This is a genomic window from Microbacterium sp. H6 (assembly GCF_003314775.1).
GTDB lineage: Bacteria > Actinomycetota > Actinomycetes > Actinomycetales > Microbacteriaceae > Microbacterium > Microbacterium oxydans.
In genome coordinates, this window is sequence record NZ_QOAY01000018.1 from 10,937 (window position 1) to 28,088 (window position 17,152).

The following is a 17,152-nucleotide window of genomic DNA, read 5'->3' on the forward strand; positions in this document are numbered from 1 at the left end:
TCTGGCATGCCGGGCCCCGGGCCCGGACGCACCGGCGCCTCGGGGGCGATGTCGATGCGGGTGTTGCCGTCGTGCTCGGTGACCTCGACGCGGGGGGCGGCGTCGGCCTCGGTGGCGTCGGGGGCTGACGTCAGCTGATCGTGTCGCTTCTCCGCGCTCGTCATCTCGTCGTCCGACGTGTGTTCAGGCGTGCTCATGGTTCTCCTTCTGGTCGCCGGCGGGCTCTCCGCCGGAGGGGGCGTTCTTCTTCTCCGCATGTCTTCTGCTCCAGCGCGCCAGCGCGTAGAGCATGCCGCCGACCGCGAGCAGGATCGCCCCGAAGAGCCACACCGCAGGTCGCTGCTGGGTGAGCAGCAGGATGCAGGAGGCGATCCCGAGCACGGGCACGAAGGTCCAGACACGGAAGTGGTCGTGCTCGACGCGGTCGCGACGCAGCACCAGCACGGAGACGTTGACGCTCAGGAAGACGACGAGGAGCAGCAGCACCACGGTATCGGCGAGGGTGGCCAGATCGCCGACGAGTGTCAGGCCCATCGCCACGAGGGTGGTGGTGAGGATCGCGACCCATGGGGTCTTGCGCTTCGGGAGCACGCGTCCGAGAGCGGAGGGAAGCAGCCCCTGCTCCGCCATGCCGTAGGTGAGACGGCTGACCATGATCATCGTGAGCAGGGCGCCGTTGGCCACGGCGACGAGCGCGATCAGGCTGAACAGCCACGACGGGATGCCTGCTCCCGTCGCCTCGACCACGGCCAGCAGCGGGCCGCTCGACTCCTGCAGCTCGGCGGGCGGCAGGGCGATCGAGCTCGCGAGACCCACCAGGATGTAGACGGCGCCGGCGGTGATGAGGGCTCCGAACAGGGCGCGGGGATACGTGCGACGCGGGTTCTTCACCTCTTCGATCATGTTGGCGGAGGTCTCGAAACCCACGAAGGAGTAGTAGGCGATGACCGCTCCGGACAGCACGGCGATGGCGACGCCGGTCCCCTCAGGGCCCTCGACGGTGCGGGAGGCATCGCCGCCGCCGCCGAAGAAGAAGACCGCCACCACGGCGATCACGATCACCAGGCCGCTGAGCTCGATCGCGGTCATCACGAGGTTGGCGCCCATGGATTCGCGGATTCCGCGGGCGTTGAGGAGGGCGACGAGTGCGAGGAAGGCGATCGCGACAGGGATGGTGGGCAGGTCGAGGAAGGTGCCAAGGTAGTCGCCGGCGAACGCGATGGCGAGTCCGGCCGCGCTGGTCACGCCCGCCGCGAGCATGCTGAACCCCACCAGGAACGAGACGAGGGGGCTGTGGAACGCGCGCTCCGCGAACACGGCAGCGCCCCCAGCGCGAGGGTACTTGGTCACGAGCTCGGCATACGATCCGGCCGTGAGCATGGCGAGCAGCAATGCCAGGAGCAGCGGGGCCCACAGCATCCCCCCGACCTTCTCGGAGAGCACACCCATCAGCGCGTAGATGCCCGCACCCAGCACATCGCCGAGGATGAACGCGAACAGGAGGGGGCCGGTGATCGCTCTCCGCAGGCGGGTCGGGGATTCGGCCTGCGGCGCGGTCTCGGTGGTCATGCGAGCAGGCTAAACGGGCGCTCAACGGTCCGACCACGGGGTTGACATGGCCGGACCGGACCACGAGGCAGGCGGCCGTCTTCCGTGCCTCCGCCCCGGAGTACTCAGCGGATTCACAGAAAGTCCGCGCGGCTCCCGGAATCGCGGCCGGCGCGGCGATATCCTCGGTGCCGCACGAGGGGCGGACCGGCCGGATGCGCGGGCTTCCTCTCTCGAACTCCCAAGACAAGGGGCTCTCTCATGACCGGTACCGCACGCAAGGCGCTCGCAGAAGCGATCGCCACCTTCCTCTTCGTCCTCGCGATCATCGCGGCAGTGAACAGCGACAGCCCGCTGACTCCGCTCGCGATCGGTTTCACCCTGATGGTGCTCGTGTTCTCGACGGGCCACATCTCCGGTGCTCACCTCAACCCGGCCGTCTCGGTCGGTGTCTTCCTGCGCGGCGGCCTCAGCGTCGTCGACTTCATCAGCTACCTCATCGCCCAGTTCGTCGGTGGTGCGGTCGCTGCGCTCGTCAGCATGTCCGTGTGGCCGGCGGGCGAGAAGGCCATGGTCATCGAGGTCGGCCCGGCGTTCCTGGTCGAGGCGCTCTTCACGCTGATCCTGGTGTGGGTCGTGCTCAACACGGCCACGTCGAAGGACACCGCCGGCAACTCGTTCTACGGGCTCGCGATCGGTGCGACCGTGTTCGTCGGTGCGGCGACCGTCGGATCGATCTCCGGTGGTGGCTTCAACCCCGCCGTCGCACTCGGCCTCTCGGTGAGCGGCCACTTCGCGTGGAGCTCGCTGTGGCTCTACATCGTCGCCCCGGTCGTCGGTGCCGTGATCGCGGCGATCCTGTTCCGCGTGCTCAACACGGACGACGCCAAGAAGATCGCCGCCGCGGAGTAACCACCGCTGCATGCACGAAGCGCCGCATCCTCTCCGGGGGTGCGGCGCTTCTGCGTGGGGCGGCAAGCATCCGTCGTCAGAGTCCGCCGTGCGGGGGATGCTCGTGGGGGCGACGGCTCGTAGCGGTGGTGAGCACGATCTTCCCGGACGCGCGTCCGGCGATGGACCTCGTGTATGCCGCTCTGACCTCCTCGAGCGGGTGCACGGAGTCGATCGGCATCTCGACGCGACCGTCGGCGATCAGCTGCGCGATGATCCCGAGCTCTTCGGTGCCGGCAGCCGACCCTCCGACGCCCCGGACCGGATGCCGCGCGCGGGCGTCGTAGTCGGCGATCGTGTTGATGCGGTCGGCGGGAACGCCGAGTGCGAGAGCCAGCTCGACCGAGCCGTGGCCGACCGTGTCGAGGACGGCGGTGACGCCCTCCGGCGCGGCGGCGCGGAGCAGATCCGCGAGAGCAGGCCCGTAGGGGAGAGGCTCGATGCCGAGGCGGCGCAGCAGGGGGTGATTCCTCGGGCTGGCCGTTCCGAGCACGCGGGCCCCGCGCAGCACGCAGAGCTGGGCGGTGAGGATGCCGACACCGCCGGCTGCACCGCTGACGAGGACGACATCACCCGCGGTGATCCCCAGTGACCGCACACTGGCGACGGCTGTGCGGCCGGTGACGTTGAGGGCGCCTGCTTCGACGAGACCGAGACCTGCGGGAACCTCGACCAGCACGGCGGGGTCGATCACGAGGTGGTCCGCCTGCGCGTGGTAGCGGAGCCCACCGAACACCGCATCGCCGATCCGCCAACCTCGCGCGTCGTGAGCCCGGGCTTCGCCCGCCCCATCGCCGAGCGCCTGGATCGTGCCGGAGAAGTCGTAGCCGTTGCCTGAAGGGAGGCTGCGCTCGTAGGGATCGTGCATCGGCCGTCCGCTGAACAGCTTCCAGTCCACCGGGTTCACTCCGGCGGCCGCTATGCGGACGAGCACTTCGCCGCGGGCCGGGCGCGGTACCGCTCGACGTTCGAGTTCGAGCACCTCGGGGCCGCCGAAACGGCGGAACACGACGCGTCGTGATGTCGTGTCCGCCGGTTCGGATGCCATGAGGCCAGCCTAGGAGCCGGTGAGGGTCCGGGCGCGGCTCAGTCGACGGGCACGGGTGTGGTCGCGGTGGGGGTCGCCTCGCGGGTCGCGGTGCTCCGCGCACGCGCGGCGGCGGCGACCATCACGATCAGGGCGATGGCGGTGAGGATCGCGCCCAGCCAGATCGGGGAGGTGTAGCCGAGTCCTGCGGAGATGCCGAGTCCGCCCGCCCAGGCGCCGAGTGCGTTGCCGACGTTGAACGCGCCGATGTTGGCCCCGGAGGCGAGGGTCGGAGCGCCTCCGGCGTACTTCATGACACGGCTCTGCAGCCCGGGAACGGTGCCGAATCCGAAGCCGCCCATCAGGAACAGGGCGATGATCGTCGCGATGCCGGACTGCGCTGACATCGCGAACACGGCGAGGACGACGACGAGTGCGGCGATGAAGATCAGGAGAGTACGGTCGATCGCGCGGTCGGCGAGACGCCCGCCCAACCAGTTGCCGAGCACGAGGCCGGCGCCGAAGAGCACCAGCAGCCACGGCACGGCGGACGACGCGAATCCGCTCACCTCGGTCAGCGTGTAGGCGATGTAGGTGAAGGCGCCGAACATCCCGCCGAACGCGAGGATCGTGATGACGAGCGAGAACCAGACCTGTCCCGAACGGAATGCCGCCAGCTCCCCGCGGAGGCTCACCTGTTCGGTGGGGCGGGGGAGGCGCGGCACGAGCAGGGCGATACCGATGAACGCCAGCACGCCGATGCCCGAGATCGCCCAGAAGGTCGAGCGCCATCCCAGCTCCTGGCCGAGGAAGGTGCCGAACGGCACTCCGAAGACGTTCGCGGCAGTGAGGCCGGTGAACATGATCGCGATCGCGCCGGCCTTCTTCTCGGGGGCGACCAGGCCGGCGGCGACCACGGAGCCGATGCCGAAGAACGCGCCGTGACAGAGGGCGGCGACGATGCGGCCGACCATCGCTGTGCCGTAGTCGTCCGCGAGCGCGGTGAGCACGTTGCCGATGATGAAGAGCACGATCAGACCGAGCAGCACGGGCTTGCGGGGCAACCGCGTGGCCGCTGCGGTGAGCACGAGTGCGCCGACGACGACGGCGAGTGCGTAACCGGAGATGAGCCAGCCGGCAGCCGACTCGGTGACCCCGAAGTCTCGGGCGACGTCGGGGAGCAGGCCCATGATCACGAACTCGGTGAGCCCGATGCCGAACGCCCCGATGGCGAGGGCGATCAGTCCTAGAGGCATGACGACTCTCCTGATAGATTGGAGGGAATGTTTGCAGGCGCGGCATATTGCGCGTCGAAGGACAATGATTGCACACGCAAGTATATGGCGCAAGCAACTATCGCGGAGGGTGGCCATGGGAATCGGTGACGACGCCGTCGAGGTGCGCGCACAGGGGTGGCGCACGCTCGCCGCGCTGCACGGGCTGATCGAGACTGCTCTCGAGCGGCGCCTGGGTGAGACGGTCGAGCTCTCCGTGGTCGAGTACACCGTGCTCGATGCCCTCGATCGCCAGGACGGGTGGCACATGCGCATGCAGCAGCTCGCCCGTGCGGCAGCCCTGAGCCCCAGCGCCACCACGCGGCTGGTGAACCGGTTGGAGGATCGAGGCCTCCTCATGCGCATCCTCTGCGCCGACGACCGTCGCGGCATCTACACCGAACTCACTCCCGCCGGCCGCGAGCTGTACGAACGCGCGCACCCCATCCACGATGCGGCGCTCGAGCAGGTGCTGGAGGAAGCAGCGGCGCAGCCCGAGCTCGCTCCCGTAGTCGATGCGCTGCACGGCGTCGCACTCCCTGTGCTGACCGCCGGCTGAGCGGAGCTCCGTGAGCGCTCTCGATCCGGCACCCCGCCGCACCCTCCTCGTCGGCTACGGCAAGCTCGCCACCCGCCTCGCGCCGCTGCTTCTCGCCCGCGGCGAGGAGGTGATCGCGCTCCGACGCACCGAGGGAGCACTTCCCGACGGGGTCGGGGGCATCGCCGCCGACCTGGCGCACCCGCCGCCGACTTCTCTCGAGCGGGTCGACGCGGTGCTCGTCACGCTGCCGCCCGGCGATACCGAGACCTCTTACCGCACGGCTCTGGGGCACCTCGCGTGCGCCCTCCCGGATCCTCCCGCCCGGACGGTCTTCGTCTCCTCGACAGGGGTGTTCGAGGGGGCGGATCCCGATCATCCTCTGACGGAGGAGGACGAGCCGACGCCGACGACACCGCGATCGCGCGGACTCGTCGACGGCGAGAGGGCCGCGGTGGAGCTCTTCGACGCCGTCGTCGTGCGCCCGGCTGGCATCTACGGGCCGGGGCGGGATTTCCTGGTGCGGAAGGTGCGCGAGGGCGCGGCCGTCGATCATTCCCGCCGCACGAACCGCATCCACGAGAGCGACCTCGTGCGCACCCTCGACCTGCTGCTGCGGATGGACGACCCGCCTCGCGTGCTGCATGCCGTCGACCAGGGCCCCGCTCCACTCGGAGACGTCGTGCGGTTCCTCGCCGCACGGCTGAATGCGCAGGTGCCGCCGGATTCGGGGCCGGCCGGACCGCGCGGCGTCGTGTACGACGGGACTCTGCTGCTCTCCCTCCTCGGTGGCCTGGAACACCCGACGTACGAGTCGGGCTACGCGCGGATGGTCGACACCGCGTGACGGGGGCCGCACCGGATCTCCGCGACGGCGTCTAGCCTGAGGGCATGACCAGCGCACCTGCACGCACCGCCCTCGAGGTCGTCGACTGGCGACGTCGGGTGTTCGCCCTGTACGACGCCGTGCGCGGCGCCGACTCCGCGGAGGAAGCGCACGAGCTCTGGCGGATCGAGCGCGACGATCTGATGCTCCACCACCCGGCGACGCCGCTGCTGCCCGAAGACCGAGCGCTGTTCGAGGGGCTGCCGATCGCCTCGTACGACGCGCAGTGGCGCTTCGAGCTGCCGATCCTCCCCGCCGACCCCGGGGGGTTCGACTTCGCGACCGGCACCGACGGCATCGTGCCCTTCGAGCGGATCGGGCGCGTGGAGGTGCCGGATGCGGGGTCGCTCGATGTCTGGCGACTGACCACTTACGGCGGCGGGCTCTTCGTGCCCGTGCGCGATGCGCTCGCCGGGGGCGTCGGCGGGACCTACGGCGGCGGACGCTATCTCGTCGACACGATCAAGGGCGCCGATCTCGGATCCGATGCGGCGCGTGGCACGATCGTGCTCGACTTCAACTTCGCCTACAACCCCTCGTGCGCGTATGACCCGGCTTGGGCGTGCCCGCTCGCGCAACCGGGCAATGTGCTCTCCGTTCCGGTCCCCGTCGGCGAGATGTACGGCGGCGCGGGCGTCTGAGTGCCCCGTCGGCGGGCGTTCCCGGGCGCTGCGGAAACGACTTTGTGACGAATCCGCCGGCACATCCGTCCTATCTCCGAGCGAGCGTTTCGCTCCCGGCGGGAGTTCCACACGGGACCCACGACCGGTCTTCAGATCGAGATGGGACACCTCATGGCAAACCAGGACCAGACCACCCCCGCTCCGGCCGAGAAGGAGCTCGCACAGGCCGCTCCGAAGGCCGCCGGCGCTTCCGCGTCGCGCGTCGACCGGTCGAGCGGATTCTCCTCTTCGCGCGTCCCCGCCGACGAGAACGCCGCGGGCAAGACCACCATCGCCGACGGTGTCGTGGCCAAGGTCGCCGGCATCGCCGCGCGTGAGGTCGCCGGCGTCTACGCCCTCGGTGGCGGAGGCGCACGCGCCTTCGGCGCCATCCGCGACGTGATCAACGCGACCGACCTCGCGCAGGGCGTGAAGGTCGAGGTCGGCGACACGCAGGCAGCGGCCGACCTGACCATCGTCGTCGAGTACCCGGCGCCCATCCAGGACGTCGCCAACAACGTCCGTGCCGCTGTCGCCGGTGCGATCAGCCGTCTGGTCGGTCTCGAGGTCGTCGAGGTCAACGTCGAGGTCAACGACGTGCACGTGCCCGGTGACGACAGCGACGACAACGAGGAGTCGCGCGTCTCATGAGCGCCACCACGGTCGGCGCCCTGATCGGCGCACTGCTGGCCCTCGCCGCCCTGCTGTTCGGGTTCTGGGGATTCCTCCTCATGGCTCTCTTCGCGGGCATCGGGGCGCTCGTCGGCCGGATCGCCTCCGGCAAGCTCGACGTCCGCGGACTCGCCGACGTCTTCACGGGGCGGCGTACCTCCTGATGGGTGCCGACCAGCACATCGCCGGCGGCGCGCTCTCCGGAGCCGCCGCCGGCGGGGCCGCCGTCCGCGGTCGCGTCGAGGTGAAGGACCGCGTCTACCGCACCGTCACCGAGAAGGCGTCCGCGACGTTGATCGGGGTGCCTCGCAGCGACGTGAAGGTCGATGTCGCGGAGCACCCGCGCGGGGTCACCGTGCGCATCGCCACGCCCCTTCCCGCCCCGAGCCTGGACGACACGGCAGCGATCGCTCGGGCCGTGCCCGTCCTGGAGCGGGCACGCGAACTGCAGGAACAGCTGCAGCAGAACCTGAGCACGATCCTCGGGCGCAACGTCATCCGCATCAACCTCACCGTCACCGGTGCCGTCATCCCGGAAAGGAGACGAGTGCAATGAGCACCCCGGTCCTGCGCCGCGTCATCCGACGCGAGACGCACTCGCCGCGAACCGTCGCGATGTTCGTCGCGGTCGTCCTGCTCATCCTCGCCCTCGCGTACATCGGACTCGAGATCGTGCTGAGCCTCGCCGCGCAGCCCGCCCTCCTGGTCGGTCCTGCCGCAGCGGCGGGCTGGTTGATCGGCTTGCCCACGGCACAGCCCGCCGGTCTCGTGATCGCCGGCAGTGTCGTGCTCGCCCTCATCGGACTGGTCTTCATCGTGCTCGCCGTCACACCGGGACGCCTGTCGAGGCATGTCCTCGATGCGGGTGGACGCGCGGTCGTCGTCGATAACGGCGTGATCGCCAGCGCCCTGGCCCAGCACCTCGCCGAGGAGACGGGTCTCGCCCGCGACAGCATCACCGTCGGTGTCGGACACCGCACCGTCGACGTGACCGTGCGCCCCGGCATCGGAGTGCCGCTGGACAAGGCCGACGTGCAGGCGGCGGCCGAAGCGGAGCTGCAGACGTACCGGCTGACCGACAAGGTGCGCACCCGTGTGCGCATCGAGCGTCCCACCGAGAAGGAAGACGAGCTGTGAACAACACGAATCGTGCGTTGAACCGCATCCTGCTGCTGATCATCGGGCTGCTGTTCCTCGCCCTCGGTGCGGTAGGCATCGCCATCATGAGCTGGCCCACCCTGTCGGACATCTGGACCGCGGCAGGCAAGGACGCCCGGTCCTGGCTCGACCAGGCCATCGCCGCGACCGCGATCGCCGGTGGCGGCCTGTCGTGGATCGGCATCGGCGCGGTCGCAGCGATCGTGGTCGTGATCGTGCTGCTGATCCTCGCGCTCACGAGCATCGCGGGGCGTCGGTCGAAGACGGTGCTGCGTTCCAGCGGGGCGCAGAATCCGCTGGGTCGGGTGACCGTGAACGAGTCGTTCGTCTCCGACGCCGTGAAGAACTCCCTCACCACCCGCGATGAGGTTCTGTCCGCGCAGGTCACCGCCAATGACATCCGTCGCCGTCCTGTGTTGCACGTGGCTGTGACGCCGCGTCAGAACACCGATCCGCGAGAGCTCGTCGACCACGTCGATCGCCTCCTCGCCAACCTCGCCGTGCTGACGGGGCGCGACACCGACACCTTCGTCTCGGTGCACACGAGCCTGCGGGCTCGCCTCGCCCACGACCAGCGTCGGCTCTCCTGACCCGACGCTCCTCCGCAGTCCCCCAGAAAGCAGGCATCATGCGCAACAAGATCCTCCTCATCGTCGGCGTCGCCTTCGTCGCGTACGTGTTCGGGAGCAGAGCGGCAACGGTGCAGATCAACAAGGGTGAGTCGGTGAGGCATCAGCTGGTGCGGATGTGGAACGACCCGAAGGCCAGGAAGCAGCGCCGGAAGACGGCGGAGAGAGCAGCGAAGAAGGCGAAGAGAGCCCTCGGGCGCTGAAAGGCTCCGCGGCGAACGGCCCCGCGGCGAACGGCTCGCTCTCAGGCCGGTCGCGCGGTCGACTCCCGCACGACGAGCTCGGGCTGGAACACCACGCGTTCCCGCCCGGCGTGACCGCCGGCTTCTCGCAGCATCAGATCGACGGCCGTGTATCCGATGAGTTCGGCGGGCTGGCGGATCGACGAGAGCGGGACCACGGCGGCGGCCGCGAAGTCGATGTCGTCGTAGCCGATGAGGGCGATCTCGTCCGGGACCCGGATGCTGCTGCGCATCATGAGTGCTTGCAGTACCCCCATCGCGAGGAGGTCGTTCGCGGCGAAGACGGCATCGGGTCGATCTTCGGGTGCGCGTGCGCTGAGGGTCTCGCCGGCGGCACGGCCCGAGAGCACGCTCAGCGAATCGGTCAGGATCACTTCGAGGGAGATGCCGGCCTCGTTCGCGGCTCTGCTGGCTCCCTCCAGGCGGTCGACCACCTGTCGGATGCCCATCGGACCCCCGACGAAGGCGATGCGTCGTCGTCCCTGCGCCGCGAGATGCTGCACGGCGAGGTAGCCACCGCCGACGTCGTCGACCGATACCGAGGAGAAGCTCTCGTCGGCGACTTCCCGGTCGACGAGCACCACGGTGGTGCCGCGATCGCGCAGACGTCGCAATCGCGGGAGGTCGTCGGCGAGCGGAGAGATGAGCAGACCGGCGATGCGCTGCTCCTCGAAGAGGTCGATGTAGGCGCGCTCGCGTTCGACCTTCTCGTCGCTGTTGCCGAGTGTGACCGTCATCCGCGCCTCGGCGGCCCGTTCCTCGGCGCCGCGGGCGATGTCGGTGAAGAACGGGTTGCGCACGTCGAGCACGACCAGGCCTATCGAGCGACTGTGTCCTGCGCGCAGCTGCCTGGCGGCGTCGTTGCGCACGAAGCCGAGCTTCTCGATCGCCGCTGTGACGCGTTCGACGGTGGCGGGAGACACCTTGTCCGGGTGGTTCAGGACGTTCGAGACGGTCCCGACCGAGACGGATGCGGCGAGTGCGACATCTCGAACACTGACGACCACGGCGTGATTCCTTTCCGCGCCATCCGCGAAACCTGTCCCTGAAACGTACCACCGACCAAACCGTGACTTGACAGGAAGCCAGCGAGAGTCATAAATTTCAGATGCTCCGCTCTTTAAAACGATTCAATCCGCAGGGATGATCCTGCAGCTTAGGTCCGATCGATGACGATTCCCTCTGATACCTCCGGTGCTCCGCCGGCGCTCGAACTCCGCGACATCCGCAAGTCGTTCGGCGCGGTGGTCGCCCTCCGTTCCGGGACGCTGTCGGTCGACGGCGGGTCCATCCACGCCCTGGTCGGCGAGAACGGCGCGGGCAAATCCACCCTCGTGAAGATCGTCGCCGGTCTCTACCAGCGCGACGACGGGGTGTTCCGGTTCCATGGAGAGGACGTGGACTTCTCCTCCACCGCGCAGTCCAAGAGCGCGGGCGTCGCGGTGATCTATCAGGAGCCGACGCTGTTCCCCGATCTGTCCGTCACCGAGAACATCTTCATGGGCCGACAGCCGACCGGGCGCTTCGGCCGTATCGACCGCAGGGGGATGCGCCACGAGGTCGAGCGCCTCTTCACCCGGCTCGGGGTCACCATCGATCCCGACCGTCCGGCGGAGGGTCTGTCCATCGCCGATCAGCAGGTCATCGAGATCGCGAAGGCCGTCTCGCTCGACGCGAGTCTGCTCGTCATGGACGAGCCGACGGCCGCGCTCTCCGGCGTCGAGGTCGAGCGGCTCTTCACGATCGCGCGGAGTCTGCGCGACGAGGGTCGTGCGCTCATCTTCATCTCGCACCGCTTCGACGAGGTGTTTTCACTCTGCGACACCGTCACGGTCATGCGGGACGGTGCGTACATCGCCACCAGCGCGATCGCCGACACCTCGGTCGAGGAGATCGTGCACCAGATGGTCGGTCGCGAGGTGACCGAGCTGTTCCCCAAGCAGCAGACGACCGTCGGCGCGCCGCTGCTGGTGGTCGAGAACCTCACCAGTCCCGGCGTCTTCCACGACATCTCCTTCACCGTGTGCGCGGGCGAGATCGTCGGTCTCGCCGGCCTCGTCGGAGCCGGACGCAGCGAAGTGGTGCGTGCCGTCTTCGGCGTCGACCCGTACCGCGAGGGCTCCGTCACGATGCAGGGCGCACGCATCCCCCGCAGCCGACCCACCGAGGCCATGCGTGCGGGCCTCGCCCTCGTGCCCGAGGACCGCCGCAAGCAGGGGCTCGTGATCGAATCGGGCGTCGGCGGCAACATCACCCTCTCCATCCGCCGCCAGCTCGCGAAGCTGGGGTTCCTCACCACCGGCATCGAGAACCGCGCTGCCCGGGAATGGGCGACCAGGCTCGAGGTCAAGACGCACGCCCTCGACACGGTCGCGGCGACACTCTCCGGTGGGAACCAGCAGAAGGTCGTCCTCGCCAAGTGGCTCGCCACGAAGCCGAAGGTGCTCATCATCGACGAACCGACCAGAGGGATCGACGTCGGCACCAAGTCGGAGGTGCACCGACTGCTCTCCGAGCTCGCGGGGCAGGGGATGGGGATCCTCATGATCTCGTCCGAGCTGCCGGAGGTGCTCGGCATGGCTGACCGCGTCCTCGTCATGCGCGAAGGGCGCATCACCGCGGAGATCGCCCGCGCGGAGGCGACTTCCGAGAACGTCATGTACGCCGCCACGCACGCATCGGAGCTCTCCTCGTGACCACCGCCATCCCCGTCTCGTCGATGACGAAGAAGCTCTCCGCGCTCGGTCGGGCGCGCGAATTCGGCATCCTCCTCGCCCTGGCACTCGTGATCGTCGCCGCCACGACGAACAACTCCAACTTCCTGTTCAGCCCTGACGGCTGGCGCGACCTGCTGCTCACGCCCTCGATCCTCGTGCTGGTCGCTGTCGGGCAGGCCATCGTGCTCATCACCCGCAACGTCGACCTCTCGGTCGGCTCGGTCATGGGGCTCACCGCCTACCTCACCGGCCGCCTGTTCATCGACGTGCCCGGCATCCCCATCGTGATCGTGGTCGTGGCCGCCGTCGTCTTCGGTGCCCTCCTCGGACTCGTCAACGGGGCACTGGTCGCCTTCGCCAAGGTGCCGGCCATGGTGATCACGCTCGGTACGCTCTACGCCTACCGCGGCATCAACGTGCTGTGGACCGGCAGCGACCGGGTGAACGCGTCCGACATGCCGAAGGACTTCCTGGCCCTCGGCACCGGGCAGCTCGTGGGCATCCCGATCCTCACGATCGTCGCCCTCATCGTGCTCGCCGCGGCCGCCTGGTACATGAAGAACACGCGCGGTGGTCGGGAGTACTACGCCATCGGATCCGATCCGGCGGCTGCGGAGCTCTACGGCCTGCGCGTCACCCGTCGCGTGCTGACCGCCTTCGTCGTCTCCGGGGCGCTCGCCGGTCTCGCCGGAGTGTTCTACGCGGCCCGCTACGGCACCATCAACTCACAGGCCGGAGCCGGGTGGGAGCTCGACGCGGTGGGTGCCGCCGTGATCGGCGGCGTCGCCATCACCGGCGGAATCGGCTCCGTGTGGGGCGCGGCGATCGGTGCGGTGCTGCTGCTCACGATCAACCGGGCGCTCCCCATCCTCGGCATCCCCGACTTCTGGCAGCGTGCCGTCGTCGGCCTGCTGATCATCGGCGCGATCGTGCTCGACCGCGTGCTCGCCGTCCGCCAGAAACGACGGCTCATCGAAGCGAGGGACAAGTCATGACCGCCGCGACCACGACCGCGACCACCCGGGTCATCCGCGACTTCGACAAGCCGCTCTGGCGCCGCGTGCTCCTCACCAGGGAGATGGCGATCGTCGCCCTGCTGATCGTCGTCATCATCGTCTCCGCGAGCACCGTACGCGGGTTCGGGCAGCCGATCACGCTGACGTACCTGCTCCTCGACATCGCGCCGATCCTCCTGATCGCCCTGCCCATGACGCTGGTGATGATCACGGGCGAGATCGACCTGTCGGTCGGCAGCATGGTGGGCCTCTCCAGCGTCGTCACGGGGGCTCTCGTGCAGGGCGGGATCCCCTTCGAGGTCGCGGCTCTCGCGGCGCTGCTCGTCGGTCTGGTCGGCGGCGCCTTCAACGGATTCCTCGTGACCGTCGTCGGTCTGCCGTCGCTCGCCGTGACCATCGGCACGCTCGCGCTGTTTCGCGGCCTCGCGGTCGGCCTGCTCGGAACGACGGCGGTCACCGAGTTCCCGGAGTTCTGGACCGATCTCGCCAAGGCGAAGCTCGCCGGCACCACGATCCCCGTCATCATGATCCCGTTCCTGCTCCTCCTGGTCGCGTTCATCCTGCTGCTGCACTACACACCGTTCGGTCGTGGCGTGTACGCGATCGGCCTCTCGAAGGACGCCGCACGGTTCTCGGGCGTGCACGTGGAGCGCACGAAGTTCATCCTCTTCGTGCTCTCCGGAGTGGTCGCCGCGTTCGCCGGGATCTTCTACACCCTCCGCTACGGCAGCGCGCGGGGCGACAACGCCACCGGCCTCGAACTGCAGGTGATCGCGGCGGTCGTGCTCGGCGGCGTCTCGGTCTTCGGCGGCCGGGGCAAGATCTACGGGGTCGTCGCGGCGGCGCTGCTCATCGGCTCGCTCGCCAGCGCACTGCGTCTGATGAACGTGACCTCCGACGTGATCAACATCATCACCGGCGCCCTCCTGGTCACCTCGGTGGTGGCCGCGAGCTTCCTCGCCTGGCTGCAGAAGGCCCGTCGCAGACCGGGACGATCGACCACCGGCGCCGCACCCACAGCTTCATGACGCCGACGCCGCGGTTGCGGCACACCCTCACGAAAGGAACAGAACAATGATGTTTGCACGTAAACGCGTGACCGCTGTCGCTGCGCTCGCGGTCGCCGCCGCGGTCGCCCTGTCCGGATGCACGAGCACCGGTGGCGACGGTGGCGGAGGCGACGGCGGTGACGGCAACCTCGCCGTCACCTTCCTGCCCAAGAACCTCGGAAACCCCTACTTCGACACCTCCAGCAAGGGTGGCAAGGCCGCCGTCGAGGAGTTCGGCGGCACGTTCGCCGAGGTCGGGCCGGCCGAGGCGACTCCCGACGCCCAGGTCAGCTACATCAACACCGCGACGCAGCAGGGCGTCGGGGCACTCGTCGTCTCGGCGAACGACCCGAAGGCCATCTGCGACGCGTTGAACGAGGCCCGCGACGCGGGGGTGAAGGTCGTCACCTTCGACTCCGACACCAACCCGGAGTGCCGCGACGTCTTCGTCAACCAGGCGGATTCGGAGGGCATCGCGAAGGCGCAGGTCGACCAGATCGCCGAGCAGATCGGCGGTGCGGGAGAGATCGCCGTCCTCTCGGCCTCGGCGAACGCGACCAACCAGAACGCCTGGATCGACCTGATGAAGGACTACCTCGCCAGCGACTACCCCGACATCACCCTGGTCGAGACGGTCTACGGCGATGACGACGACCAGACGTCGTTCGACAAGACCGCGGCCCTGCTGCAGACCCACCCGAACCTGAAGGGCATCATCTCGCCCACGACGGTCGGCATCGCCGCAGCCGCCCGCTACCTGTCCACCTCGGACTACAAGGGCAAGGTCGCGCTGACGGGCCTCGGCACGCCGAACCAGATGCGCGAATACGTCGAGGACGGCACCGTCACGTCGTTCGCCCTGTGGAACCCGGAGGACCTCGGCTACCTGGCGGCCTTCGCGGCGCAGGCGCTGATCGAGGGCGACATCACCGGCGAGAAGGGCGACACCTTCACCGCCGGCGACCTCGGTGAGTACACGGTCGGGGAGGACGGCGTCGTGGTGCTCGGCGATCCGTTCGTGTTCAACGCCGACAACATCGGCGAGTTCGACTTCTGATCACCTTCGGGCGTCCGGCCGGCACGAGTGTCGGCCGGACGCTCCCGGAAAGGTCCCCATGATCCGCGTATGCGTGAAGCTCCAGGTGCGTCCGGAGCTTCTGGACGAGTACCGCGAGCGTCACGCGCCGGTGTGGCCGGAGATGCTCGCCGAGATCGCCGCGGCCGGTCGCCGCAACTACTCGCTGTTCCTCGCTCCCGACGGTGAGCTCATCGGCTACTACGAGACCGACGACGATGTCGCGGCGCAGGCATACCTGGCCGCGTCGCCGGTCGCCGCCCGCTGGGAAGCCGAGATGGCCCGCTTCTTCGTCGGCCTCGACGGCCGCCCTGACCAGGCGGCACCCACACTTCCCGAGGTGTTCCACCTCGAAGACCAGCTCTCCACCTCCGGTCTCCCCAACGAAAGCAGCGCATCGTGAGCATCCTCAGTCCCTCGAACCTCGCCATCCTTGCCCAGCAGGGCATCGAGCTTCCCAGCTGGGCCTTCGGCAACTCCGGCACGCGTTTCAAGGTGTTCGGCACTCCCGGCACCCCGCGGGACCCGTGGGAGAAGATCTCCGACGCCGCACAGGTGAACCGCTACACGGCACTCGCGCCGGCGGTGGCGCTGCACATCCCGTGGGACGTGGTGGATTCGTACTCCGACCTGCGCAAGCACGCCGAAGACCACGGGGTGACCCTCGGCACCGTGAACTCCAACACGTTCCAGGACGACGACTACAAGTTCGGTGCCCTCACGCACGAGGACGCGGCCATCCGGCAGAAGGCGATCGACCACCACCTCGCCTGCATCGACGTGATGGATGCGACCGGCAGCCGCGACCTCAAGATCTGGCTGGCCGAGGGGTCGAACTATCCCGGGCAGGCCGACATGCGGGGGCGTCAGGATCGACTGCAGGACTCGCTGCAGAGGATCTACGACCGCCTCGGCGACGACCAGCGCCTGGTGCTCGAGTACAAGTTCTTCGAGCCGGCGTTCTATCACACCGACGTTCCGGACTGGGGAACCTCCTACGCGCAGGTCAGCTCCCTCGGTGACAAGGCGATGGTCTGCCTCGACACGGGCCACCACGCGCCAGGCACGAACATCGAGTTCATCGTGATGCAGCTGCTGCGCCTCGGCAAGCTCGGCTCGTTCGACTTCAACTCGCGTTTCTACGCCGATGACGACCTGATCGTCGGAGCCGCCGACCCGTTCCAGCTGTTCCGCATCCTGTTCGAGGTCATCCGCGGCGGCGGGCTGAACAACCCCGACGTCGCGTTCATGCTCGACCAGTGCCACAACGTCGAGGACAAGATCCCCGGCCAGATCCGCTCGGTGCTGAACGTGCAGGAGATGACCGCCCGTGCGTTGCTCGTCGACCGCGACGCCCTCACCGCCGCGCAGAAGTCGGGGGACGTGCTCGGAGCGAACGCCGTCTTCATGGATGCGTTCTACACCGACGTGCGTCCGGCCCTCGCCGAGTGGCGCGAGACGCGCGGTCTTCCCGCAGATCCCATGGCCGCGTACCTCGCATCCGGATACCAGGAGAAGATCGCCGCCGAGCGTGTGGGCGGTGTGCAGGCCGGCTGGGGCGCCTGAGCTCAGCTCCGCGCGGCGTACTGCTCGCGGATGATCGGCCGATGGTCGACCGCGAATGCACGTGCCTCGCCGTCGTGCCACGACGGACGCTCGCCGGTGAGCGCCCACGCCGCCTGCACGGCAGCACCGCGGGCGACCGCCT

At 68.8% G+C, this 17,152-nt stretch carries 21 protein-coding genes; 16 read left to right on the forward strand and 5 right to left on the reverse strand.

From position 1 onward, the window contains the following. Together DSP71_RS00760 and DSP71_RS00765 are read right to left on the reverse strand one after the other, a co-directional pair. A partial coding sequence (locus DSP71_RS00760; protein ID WP_113680115.1) for a multidrug transporter occupies positions 1-197 on the reverse strand: 197 nt, incomplete at its 3' end. After that, positions 184-1,569, reverse strand: coding sequence for an APC family permease (locus DSP71_RS00765; RefSeq protein ID WP_113680116.1), 1,386 nt, complete (start codon positions 1,567-1,569; stop codon positions 184-186). The genes DSP71_RS00765 and DSP71_RS00760, both read right to left, overlap by 14 nt. 240 nt (positions 1,570-1,809) lie before the next feature. On the opposite strand from DSP71_RS00765, the gene DSP71_RS00770 reads away from it, so the two are divergent. Then, positions 1,810-2,460: an MIP/aquaporin family protein gene (locus DSP71_RS00770; RefSeq protein WP_046748641.1), complete on the forward strand. Its 651-nt coding sequence runs from the start codon at positions 1,810-1,812 to the stop codon at positions 2,458-2,460. Positions 2,461-2,536: 76 nt separating this feature from the next. Here the strand turns inward: DSP71_RS00770 and DSP71_RS00775 are convergent, their stop codons facing one another. Both DSP71_RS00775 and DSP71_RS00780 read right to left on the reverse strand, forming a co-directional pair. Beyond that, positions 2,537-3,547, reverse strand: coding sequence for an NADP-dependent oxidoreductase (locus DSP71_RS00775; protein ID WP_113680117.1), 1,011 nt, complete (start codon positions 3,545-3,547; stop codon positions 2,537-2,539). Positions 3,548-3,585: 38 nt separating this feature from the next. Beyond that, entirely contained in the window at positions 3,586-4,782 is a 1,197-nt protein-coding gene (locus DSP71_RS00780) for an MFS transporter (protein WP_061015131.1), read from the reverse strand. A 115-nt stretch (positions 4,783-4,897) separates the two neighbouring features. Between DSP71_RS00780 and DSP71_RS00785 the strand changes: the two genes are divergently transcribed. From DSP71_RS00785 to DSP71_RS00825, 9 genes are all read left to right on the forward strand, one after another. Beyond that, positions 4,898-5,359 carry a MarR family winged helix-turn-helix transcriptional regulator gene (locus DSP71_RS00785; RefSeq protein WP_113680118.1) on the forward strand — a complete coding sequence of 154 codons (462 nt, stop codon included), beginning with the start codon at positions 4,898-4,900 and terminating at the stop codon, positions 5,357-5,359. Positions 5,360-5,369: 10 nt separating this feature from the next. Beyond that, positions 5,370-6,185: a sugar nucleotide-binding protein gene (locus DSP71_RS00790; protein WP_113680119.1), complete on the forward strand. Its 816-nt coding sequence runs from the start codon at positions 5,370-5,372 to the stop codon at positions 6,183-6,185. Positions 6,186-6,229: 44 nt separating this feature from the next. Then, positions 6,230-6,865 carry a DUF1684 domain-containing protein gene (locus DSP71_RS00795; RefSeq protein ID WP_046748646.1) on the forward strand — a complete coding sequence of 212 codons (636 nt, stop codon included), beginning with the start codon at positions 6,230-6,232 and terminating at the stop codon, positions 6,863-6,865. Between the two features lie 153 nt (positions 6,866-7,018). After that, positions 7,019-7,537, forward strand: coding sequence for an Asp23/Gls24 family envelope stress response protein (locus DSP71_RS00800; RefSeq protein WP_046748647.1), 519 nt, complete (start codon positions 7,019-7,021; stop codon positions 7,535-7,537). Then, a complete protein-coding gene (locus tag DSP71_RS00805) occupies positions 7,534-7,722 on the forward strand; it encodes a DUF2273 domain-containing protein (RefSeq protein ID WP_046748648.1) in 189 nt (62 codons plus the stop codon). Before DSP71_RS00800 ends, DSP71_RS00805 begins: the two co-directional genes overlap by 4 nt. Further along, complete coding sequence (locus DSP71_RS00810; protein WP_113680120.1) at positions 7,722-8,114, forward strand: hypothetical protein; 393 nt, start codon at positions 7,722-7,724, stop codon at positions 8,112-8,114. The genes DSP71_RS00805 and DSP71_RS00810 overlap by 1 nt, the downstream gene beginning before the upstream one ends. Continuing rightward, positions 8,111-8,695, forward strand: coding sequence for a DUF6286 domain-containing protein (locus DSP71_RS00815; protein WP_058633000.1), 585 nt, complete (start codon positions 8,111-8,113; stop codon positions 8,693-8,695). Before DSP71_RS00810 ends, DSP71_RS00815 begins: the two co-directional genes overlap by 4 nt. After that, on the forward strand, positions 8,692-9,306 hold the full coding sequence (locus tag DSP71_RS00820; protein ID WP_046748651.1) for a hypothetical protein: 615 nt from the start codon (positions 8,692-8,694) through the stop codon (positions 9,304-9,306). Before DSP71_RS00815 ends, DSP71_RS00820 begins: the two co-directional genes overlap by 4 nt. Positions 9,307-9,344: 38 nt before the next feature. Continuing rightward, on the forward strand, positions 9,345-9,548 hold the full coding sequence (locus DSP71_RS00825) for a hypothetical protein (RefSeq protein WP_045263865.1): 204 nt from the start codon (positions 9,345-9,347) through the stop codon (positions 9,546-9,548). Between the two features lie 41 nt (positions 9,549-9,589). Here the strand turns inward: DSP71_RS00825 and DSP71_RS00830 are convergent, their stop codons facing one another. Continuing rightward, positions 9,590-10,594, reverse strand: coding sequence for a LacI family DNA-binding transcriptional regulator (locus DSP71_RS00830; protein WP_046748653.1), 1,005 nt, complete (start codon positions 10,592-10,594; stop codon positions 9,590-9,592). Between the two features lie 162 nt (positions 10,595-10,756). Between DSP71_RS00830 and DSP71_RS00835 the strand changes: the two genes are divergently transcribed. The 6 genes from DSP71_RS00835 to rhaI are packed head-to-tail and all read left to right on the forward strand — an operon-like array spanning position 10,757 to position 17,010. Then, positions 10,757-12,283, forward strand: a complete 1,527-nt coding sequence (locus DSP71_RS00835; RefSeq protein WP_046748654.1) for a sugar ABC transporter ATP-binding protein — start codon at positions 10,757-10,759, stop codon at positions 12,281-12,283. A 23-nt stretch (positions 12,284-12,306) separates the two neighbouring features. Next, the gene (locus DSP71_RS00840; RefSeq protein ID WP_113680124.1) at positions 12,307-13,299 is read left to right on the forward strand and encodes an ABC transporter permease; all 993 of its coding nucleotides are present in this window, start codon (positions 12,307-12,309) and stop codon (positions 13,297-13,299) included. After that, a complete protein-coding gene (locus DSP71_RS00845) occupies positions 13,296-14,348 on the forward strand; it encodes an ABC transporter permease (RefSeq protein ID WP_113680121.1) in 1,053 nt (350 codons plus the stop codon). Before DSP71_RS00840 ends, DSP71_RS00845 begins: the two co-directional genes overlap by 4 nt. 46 nt (positions 14,349-14,394) lie before the next feature. Further along, a complete protein-coding gene (gene rhaS / locus DSP71_RS00850; RefSeq protein WP_046748657.1) occupies positions 14,395-15,426 on the forward strand; it encodes a rhamnose ABC transporter substrate-binding protein in 1,032 nt (343 codons plus the stop codon). A gap of 58 nt (positions 15,427-15,484) precedes the next feature. After that, positions 15,485-15,847 carry an L-rhamnose mutarotase gene (locus DSP71_RS00855; RefSeq protein ID WP_058633004.1) on the forward strand — a complete coding sequence of 121 codons (363 nt, stop codon included), beginning with the start codon at positions 15,485-15,487 and terminating at the stop codon, positions 15,845-15,847. After that, complete coding sequence (rhaI, locus tag DSP71_RS00860; RefSeq protein WP_061015125.1) at positions 15,844-17,010, forward strand: L-rhamnose isomerase; 1,167 nt, start codon at positions 15,844-15,846, stop codon at positions 17,008-17,010. Before DSP71_RS00855 ends, rhaI begins: the two co-directional genes overlap by 4 nt. Positions 17,011-17,152 lie beyond the last annotated feature (142 nt).